Origin of the sequence: Salipiger sp. HF18 (assembly GCF_011806505.1) — a bacterium.
Taxonomy (GTDB): Bacteria; Pseudomonadota; Alphaproteobacteria; order Rhodobacterales; family Rhodobacteraceae; genus Salipiger; species Salipiger thiooxidans.
In genome coordinates this window covers 1-6519 of the sequence record NZ_JAATOS010000222.1, presented here as the reverse complement: position 1 = coordinate 6519, position 6519 = coordinate 1, and the positions used below count along the sequence as shown (strand labels likewise).

The 6519-nt window shown below is 67.3% G+C and carries 8 protein-coding genes; 5 read left to right on the top strand and 3 right to left on the bottom strand.

Annotated features, from left to right (window positions below):
* The 5 genes from HC022_RS16520 to HC022_RS16500 form a co-directional block, all read left to right on the top strand.
* A partial coding sequence (locus HC022_RS16520) for an ABC transporter ATP-binding protein (RefSeq protein WP_167453158.1) occupies positions 1–855 on the top strand: 855 nt, incomplete at its 5' end.
* A complete protein-coding gene (locus HC022_RS16515) occupies positions 842–1693 on the top strand; it encodes an ABC transporter permease (RefSeq protein ID WP_008885587.1) in 852 nt (283 codons plus the stop codon). The genes HC022_RS16520 and HC022_RS16515, both read left to right, overlap by 14 nt.
* A gap of 1 nt (position 1694) precedes the next feature.
* Positions 1695–2501, top strand: coding sequence for an ABC transporter permease (locus HC022_RS16510; protein WP_089957260.1), 807 nt, complete (start codon positions 1695–1697; stop codon positions 2499–2501).
* A gap of 44 nt (positions 2502–2545) precedes the next feature.
* Positions 2546–3325 carry a 3-oxoacyl-ACP reductase FabG gene (fabG, locus tag HC022_RS16505; protein ID WP_008884084.1) on the top strand — a complete coding sequence of 260 codons (780 nt, stop codon included), beginning with the start codon at positions 2546–2548 and terminating at the stop codon, positions 3323–3325.
* Entirely contained in the window at positions 3325–3993 is a 669-nt protein-coding gene (locus HC022_RS16500; protein WP_008884073.1) for a cysteine hydrolase family protein, read from the top strand. Before fabG ends, HC022_RS16500 begins: the two co-directional genes overlap by 1 nt.
* Before the next feature lie 541 nt (positions 3994–4534).
* On the opposite strand, the gene HC022_RS16495 is transcribed toward HC022_RS16500, so the two are convergent.
* The 3 genes from HC022_RS16495 to HC022_RS16485 form a co-directional block, all read right to left on the bottom strand.
* Positions 4535–4987 carry a MarR family transcriptional regulator gene (locus tag HC022_RS16495; RefSeq protein WP_167453157.1) on the bottom strand — a complete coding sequence of 151 codons (453 nt, stop codon included), beginning with the start codon at positions 4985–4987 and terminating at the stop codon, positions 4535–4537.
* Between the two features lie 82 nt (positions 4988–5069).
* Positions 5070–5771, bottom strand: a complete 702-nt coding sequence (locus tag HC022_RS16490; RefSeq protein WP_008885646.1) for an ABC transporter ATP-binding protein — start codon at positions 5769–5771, stop codon at positions 5070–5072.
* On the bottom strand, positions 5764–6519 hold a 756-nt coding region (locus tag HC022_RS16485), incomplete at its 5' end, for an ABC transporter ATP-binding protein (RefSeq protein WP_167453156.1). The genes HC022_RS16490 and HC022_RS16485, both read right to left, overlap by 8 nt.

Below are 6519 nucleotides of genomic sequence, written 5' to 3'. Positions count from 1 at the left end.
GCGGTGCCTGCCAACAAGCGCCCGACCTGCATGGTGTTCCAGTCGCTGGCGCTTTTCCCGCACCGCTCGGTGGGGCAGAATATCGAGTTTCCGCTGAAGCTGCGCAAGGTGGCGCCCGCCACCCGCAAGGCCCGTGCGCTGGAGCTGCTCGAACTGCTGCGGCTGCCGGCGAGCTATTACGACAAGCGCATCGACGAATGCTCGGGCGGCGAAAAGCAGCGCGTGGCGCTGGCCCGCGCGCTGGCCTTCGACCCCGAGATCCTGTTTTTCGACGAGCCGCTCTCGGCGCTCGACTACCGGCTCCGCAAGACGCTCGAGAAAGAGCTTAAGGACCTGCACCGGCGCACCGGCAAGACCTTCATCTACATCACCCACAGCCTCGAGGAGGCGATGGTCATGTCCGACCGCATCGCCATCATGAAGGCGGGCCGCTTCGAGCAGATCGCCCCCGCGGCCGAGATCTACGCCCGCCCGCGCTCGCGCTTCGTGGCCGAGTTCATGGGCGAGGTGAACCTCTTCGACATGGTCGACGGCCGGGTGCCGGGGCTGCGCTTCGGGCCGCGGGCGTCGAACCTCTTCGTGGGCCAGACCGGCACGCTGGTGGTGCGCCCCGAAAGCGTCGCGCTGCTGGCCCCGGGCGAGGAGGCGGACGTGGCGCTCGAGGGCATCATCGAGTCGGAGTACCTGCTGGGCAGCCGGGTGCAGTACACCGTGGCGCGCGAAGGCGCGGCCCCGGTCACCGTCGAGGTGCTGCGCGAGAACGCGGTGGGTGGCCCCGGCGCGCCGGTGGTCATGGGCTTCGGCACCTCGGCCTGTCACCTGATCGCGCCGGAGGCCCGCGATGCAGCGGCGTGACCGCCAGCTCGGGCTTCTCTACGCGCTGCCGATCGGGGTCTTCCTGGCGGTGGCCTTCCTGGCGCCGATCCTGCTGGTCGCGGCCTTCTCGACCATGCCGCCCAAGGTCTTCAGCATCTGGAACATGCCGGATTTCAGCGCCTACTACACGGTGATCACGCAGGGCTACTGGAAGACCGTGGCGTGGTCGCTGGGCATGTCGATGGCGGCGACGCTGATCCTCTTCGTGGTCTGCTGGCCGCTCGCCTACGGCATGGCCAAGGTCTTCGGGCGGTTCTCGCTGGTGCTGACCATCGGCGTGGTGATGACGCTCTTCGTGTCCGAGAACATCCGGCTCTTCGGCTGGGTGCTGACGCTGATGAAGGGGGGGCTGGTCGAGGGCTACATCCGCGCGTGGACCGGCACCGGCTTCGACGGGCTGCTCTACAACGTGCCGGTGATCGTCTTCGGGCTTTGCTACGTCTACCTGCCGTTCATGCTGTTCCCGCTGGCGCAGGGCATCGCCATGGTGCCCGAGGACGCCCGCGCCGCGGCCTTCGACCTTGGCGCCACGCGCTGGCAGATCTTCCGCGAGATCGAGCTGCCGCTGGCCATGCCCGGCATCCTCGTGGGCAGCCTGCTGACTTTCGTGCTGGCGGCGGGCGCGCTGGCCGAGACCAAGCTTCTGGGAGGGCAGGCGGTCATCGTCATCGCCGAGGAGGTCGAGACGGCATTCACCTACGGCCAGAACTGGCCGCTGGGGGCCGCGCTCGCGATGGTGCTGATCGTCATCGTGGGCGGCATCGCGATCTGGGGCATCGGGCGGGCCGATCTCGACCGCATGATGGGGAGACGCTGAGATGAGGACCTCCCGCCTGATGGGCTGGCTGCTGGTGGCCTACGGCTGCGCGGTGCTGGCCTTCCTTTACCTGCCGCTGGTGTCGGTGGGGCTCGCCTCGATCTCCAAGGCGCGCTACCTGACCTTCCCGATCCGGCGCTATGCCTACGACTGGTACGGCGAGGCGCTGGCCTCGGACACGGTGCGCGACCTGCTGCTGGTCTCGCTCAAGGTCGCGGGCATCGTCACGGTGCTGAGCATGGTCATAGGCTTCTTGGGTGCGCTCGCCTTCGCGCGCTACTCGTGGCGCTTCCGCAAGGCCTACCAGAAGCTCATCCTGCTGCCGATCTTCTTCCCGCAGACCGTGCTGGGGCTGGCGCTGCTGATGTGGTTCAACACCGTGGGCATCATCCCGTCGTGGAAGACCGCCGTGGTGGCGCATCTCGTCTGGATCGCCCCCATCGCCACGCTGGTGATCTCGATCCGTGCCTACAGCTTCGATCCCGCGCTAGAGGAGGCCGCCCGCGACATGGGCGCCACCACCTGGGACACGCTGCGCGAGGTGACCATCCCGCTGCTGATGCCGGGGGTGATCTCGGCCGGGCTTTTCGCCTTCCTCCTGAGCTGGGGCAACTTTCCGCTGTCGCTGTTCACGACAGGGGCAGACAGCACGCTGCCGGAGTGGCTCTATGCCAAGATGGTCTCGGGCTATTCGCCGCTGGTGCCGACGGTGGGCATCCTGACCGTAGGGACCTCGGCGGTGCTGCTCGCGCTGGGGCTGACGGCGGCGCTCATCTTCAAGCGCGCCCGCGCGGCGCGGAACGCCTGAACGACAGAAACGCATAACAGACTGAAAAGACAGGGAACAGACACATGCTCACATCCATTGCCGGAAAATCGGTGATCGTTACCGGCGGGTCCAAGGGGATCGGCAAGGGCATCGCCAAGGTCTTCGCCGCGCAGGGCGCCAAGGTCATGATCGCTGCCCGAGGCGAGGATTCCGCCAAGCTCGCGGTGGCCGAGATCGAGGCGGCGGGCGGCACCGCGGCGTGGCATCCGACCGACGTGGCCGACTGGACCTCGGTTCAGGCCATGGTCGCGGCCACGGTTGGCGCCTTCGGCGGCGTCGACATCCTCTGCGCCAACGCCGGGATCTTCCCGCAGAAGAAGATGGTCGACATGTCCCCCGACGACTGGGACTACGTCATGTCGGTGAACCTCAAGTCGAGCTTCCTCTGCGTGAAGGCCTGCATCCCGATCTTCGAGGCCGCGGGCAAGGGCCGGGTGGTGCTGACCTCGTCGATCACCGGGCCGGTGACCGGCTACCCGGGCTGGTCGCATTACGGCGCGTCGAAGTCGGGCCAGCTGGGGTTCATCAAGACCGCGGCGATGGAGCTTGCGCGCTACGGCACCACGATCAACGCGGTGATGCCGGGCAACATCTACACCGAGGGGCTGCAGGATCTGGGCGAGGACTATCTCGAGACCATGGCCGCCTCGATCCCGCTGAAGCGTCTGGGTGCGGTCGAGGACATCGGCAACGCGGCGCTGTTCTTCGCCTCCGACGAGGCGGGCTACATCACCGGCCAGCAGATCGTGGTGGACGGCGGGCAGATCCTGCCCGAGAGCCTCGAGGCGATCGGGGAAATCTGATGGGCTGGAAGACCGACTGGCGCAGCTTCTACTACGAGACCGCCGACGAGCCCGAGGACATCGTGCTGGAGGCGCCGCGCACGGCGCTTCTGGTCATCGACATCCAGAACACCTACCTCGAGCTGCCCGAGGACCCGGCCGAGGCGCGCCGCTGGGCGCCGTTCTTCGAGCGCATGCACGAGGTGGTCATTCCCAACACCGCGAAACTGCAGGCCTGGGCCCGCGACAACGGCATCGAGGTCATCCACGCCCGCATCGCCTGCCTCAAGGAAGACGGCCGCGACCGTTCGCTGAGCCAGAAGAAGCCGGGGTTCAACTACCTGCTGCTGCCCAAGGACCGCGAGGATTCCCAGATCGTCGACGCGGTGGGGCCGGTGGGGGACGAGATCGTGGTGACCAAGACCACGGATTCAGCGCTGACGGGGACCAACCTGCGGATGGCGTTGCACAACATGGGCATCAAGGACGTGATCGTGGCGGGGATCTTCACCGACCAATGCATCTCGTCCTCGGTGCGAAGCCTCGCAGACGAGAGCTTCGGCGTGGTGGTGGTCGAGGACTGCTGCGCCGCCGCAACGCGCGAACTGCACGAGGCCGAGCTGCGGATCATCAACATGATCTACTGCCACGTGGTGAGCAGCGCCGAGGTGAAGGGCTTCCTCGCCTGAGCTGGGGTGAGACGGACCTTCGCGGGACGTCGCCCTGACCCCGTGCCGGGGGACAGGTGTCAGCGCCGAGCGCGGGTGTCTTCCCTCAGGGCGGGACGTCGCCCTGACCTGACATCGTAAGTGCTGGAGCTCCCCGAGGGATGGTCTCGTGCCCTGCGCGTGTCCGCCGCGCGATGACGGAGGCCCTGACCTGAAAGCCTGGTCCGGGGCCGTCGTGCCCGAGGTGCCGGGTGTTTTGTCGGAGAAGTCCAAGCGGGGGAGGCTCTTCAGCGTGTGGTGCGGAGGGGCGGTGCCTGACGCCGGGACTACGAGGCGGTGAAGTCGCGCCTCGACCTCGCGGCACGGACACGGATGCGCCGCATCTGGACCTTGTGGCGTCGGGGTAGGGCAACGCTGGAGAACAGGCGCGGCCACCCGGAGCAAGAGCGGACTGAGCGAGGCAATGCGCCGGAACCGGCGAGGCTGCCGGGGGAGGCTCCGCAAGACCCCGTCACAGGAACCGGCAACGCGCCTGCGGCAGTCCCGGCAGATCCACCGTGGCTCAGTCGCCGCCGATCTTCTTCAGGAGACGCAGCAGCGTCTCCTTCTCGCGCTCGCGCAGGGGGGCCGTGGTTTCGGTGCTGACGGTGATGGCGGCCTCCACCGCCTCGTCGATCAGCGCCACGCCGTTGGCGGTCAGCGACACGAGATGGCGGCGGCGGTCGTCGGGATCGGGCGCGGTCTGCAGCAGGCCGCGGGCGATCAGCCGGTCGACCACGCCCTTGGTGGTCGCCCCGTCCATCGCCACCGAGCGGCCCAGCCGGTTCTGCGACATCGGCCCGTCCTCGGCCAGCCGGTGCATCACCGAGAACTGCGTGGGCGTCAGCTTGCCGGGAACCGTCTCGGCGAAAATCGTCGAGTTGCGCTGGTAGGCCTTGCGCAGCAGGAATCCGATCTGCTCGTCCAGCAGGTAGCCGTGATCGGCGCTGGTGCGGGCTTTGGGGATGTCATCCACGGGCAAGGTTCTCCTTTAAGGCATGTTGCCCTACCGGCATTTCACCCCAAGGACAATCCGGAAGCGTATGGTTGGCACCGTTTTACACCGACAGATAGGCGTCCCTGATCTCGGGATGGGCTTCGAGCTCGGTGAAACTGCCGTCGAACTTCTTCTCGCCGCCCTCGATGATGATGGCACGGTCGGCCACGGCGCGGGCGAAATGCAGGTTCTGTTCCGAGATCATCACCGTCAGCCCTTCGGCCTTGAGCCGCAGGATCGTGGCCGCCATCTGCTCGACGATCACCGGGGCGATGCCCTCGGACGGTTCGTCCAGCAGCAGCAGCGACGGGTTGCCCATCAGCGTCCGGGCGATGGTCAGCATCTGCTGCTCGCCGCCCGACATGTGCTTGCCACGGTTGCCGCGCCGCTCCGAGAGGTTGGGGAAGATCTGGAAGAGCTGCTCGACGGTCCAGTGCGGCGCGTCCTTGCGGGCGGGCTGGCGCCCGACCTCGAGGTTCTCGAGCACGGTGAGGTCGGTGAAGATGCGCCGGTCCTCGGGCACGTAGCCTATGCCGGTCTTGGCGACGCGGAAGGCGGGCTCGCCCACCAGGTTGCGGCCCTGGAAGGTGACCTGCCCCTGGCGCGGCCGCACCAGCTGCATCACCGACTTCATCGTCGTCGACTTGCCGGCGCCGTTGCGGCCCAGCAGCGCCACCACCTCGCCGCGGCGGACCTCGAAGCTGAGGTCCGACAGGATGTGCGCCTTGCCGTAGTAGCTGTGGATGCGCTCGACGCTAAGCATGGCTGTCCTCCTTGAAGAGCGTGCCGCCGCCGAGGTAGACCTCTTGCACCTGCGGGTTGTTGCGGACCTGCGCGGCGTTGCCGTCCGCGATCAGCTCGCCCCGGTTCAGCACCATGATGTGATGCGAATGGGCAAAGACCACGTCCATGTCGTGCTCGGTGAACAGCACCGAGACGCCCTGTTCGCGCACGATGTCGGCGGTGAGCTGCATGAGCTCGATCCGTGCCGAGGGCGCCATGCCGGCGGTGGGCTCGTCCATCAGCAGAAGCCGCGGCCGGTGGCAGAGCGCGATGGCGAGCTCGAGCCGCTTGAGATCGCCGTAGGCGAGGATCGAGCAGGGGCGGTCGGCCTGCTCTTCCATCGCCACGGTGCGCAGGAACTCGAAGGCCTCGTCGCGGTAGAGCTTCCACGCCCGGGGGGCGATGGAGAAGATCTTGCGGTGATGCGACATCAGCGCCATCTGCACGTTCTCGATCACCGTCATCGACTGGTAGGTGCCGGTGATCTGGAAGGTGCGGCCCACGCCCCGGCGCCAGATGTCGCGGGGTTTGTGGCCGGTGATGTTCTCGCCGTCGAAGAACACCTGTCCCGAGGTCGGCCTGAGCTGGCCCATCAGCATGTTGAAGCAGGTGGACTTGCCCGCGCCGTTGGGCCCGATCAGGGCCTTCAGCTCTCCTTGCGCCACGCTGAAGCTGACGCCGTTGACGGCAAGGAAGCCGTCGTAGCTTTTCCTGAGGTTCTCGACGCG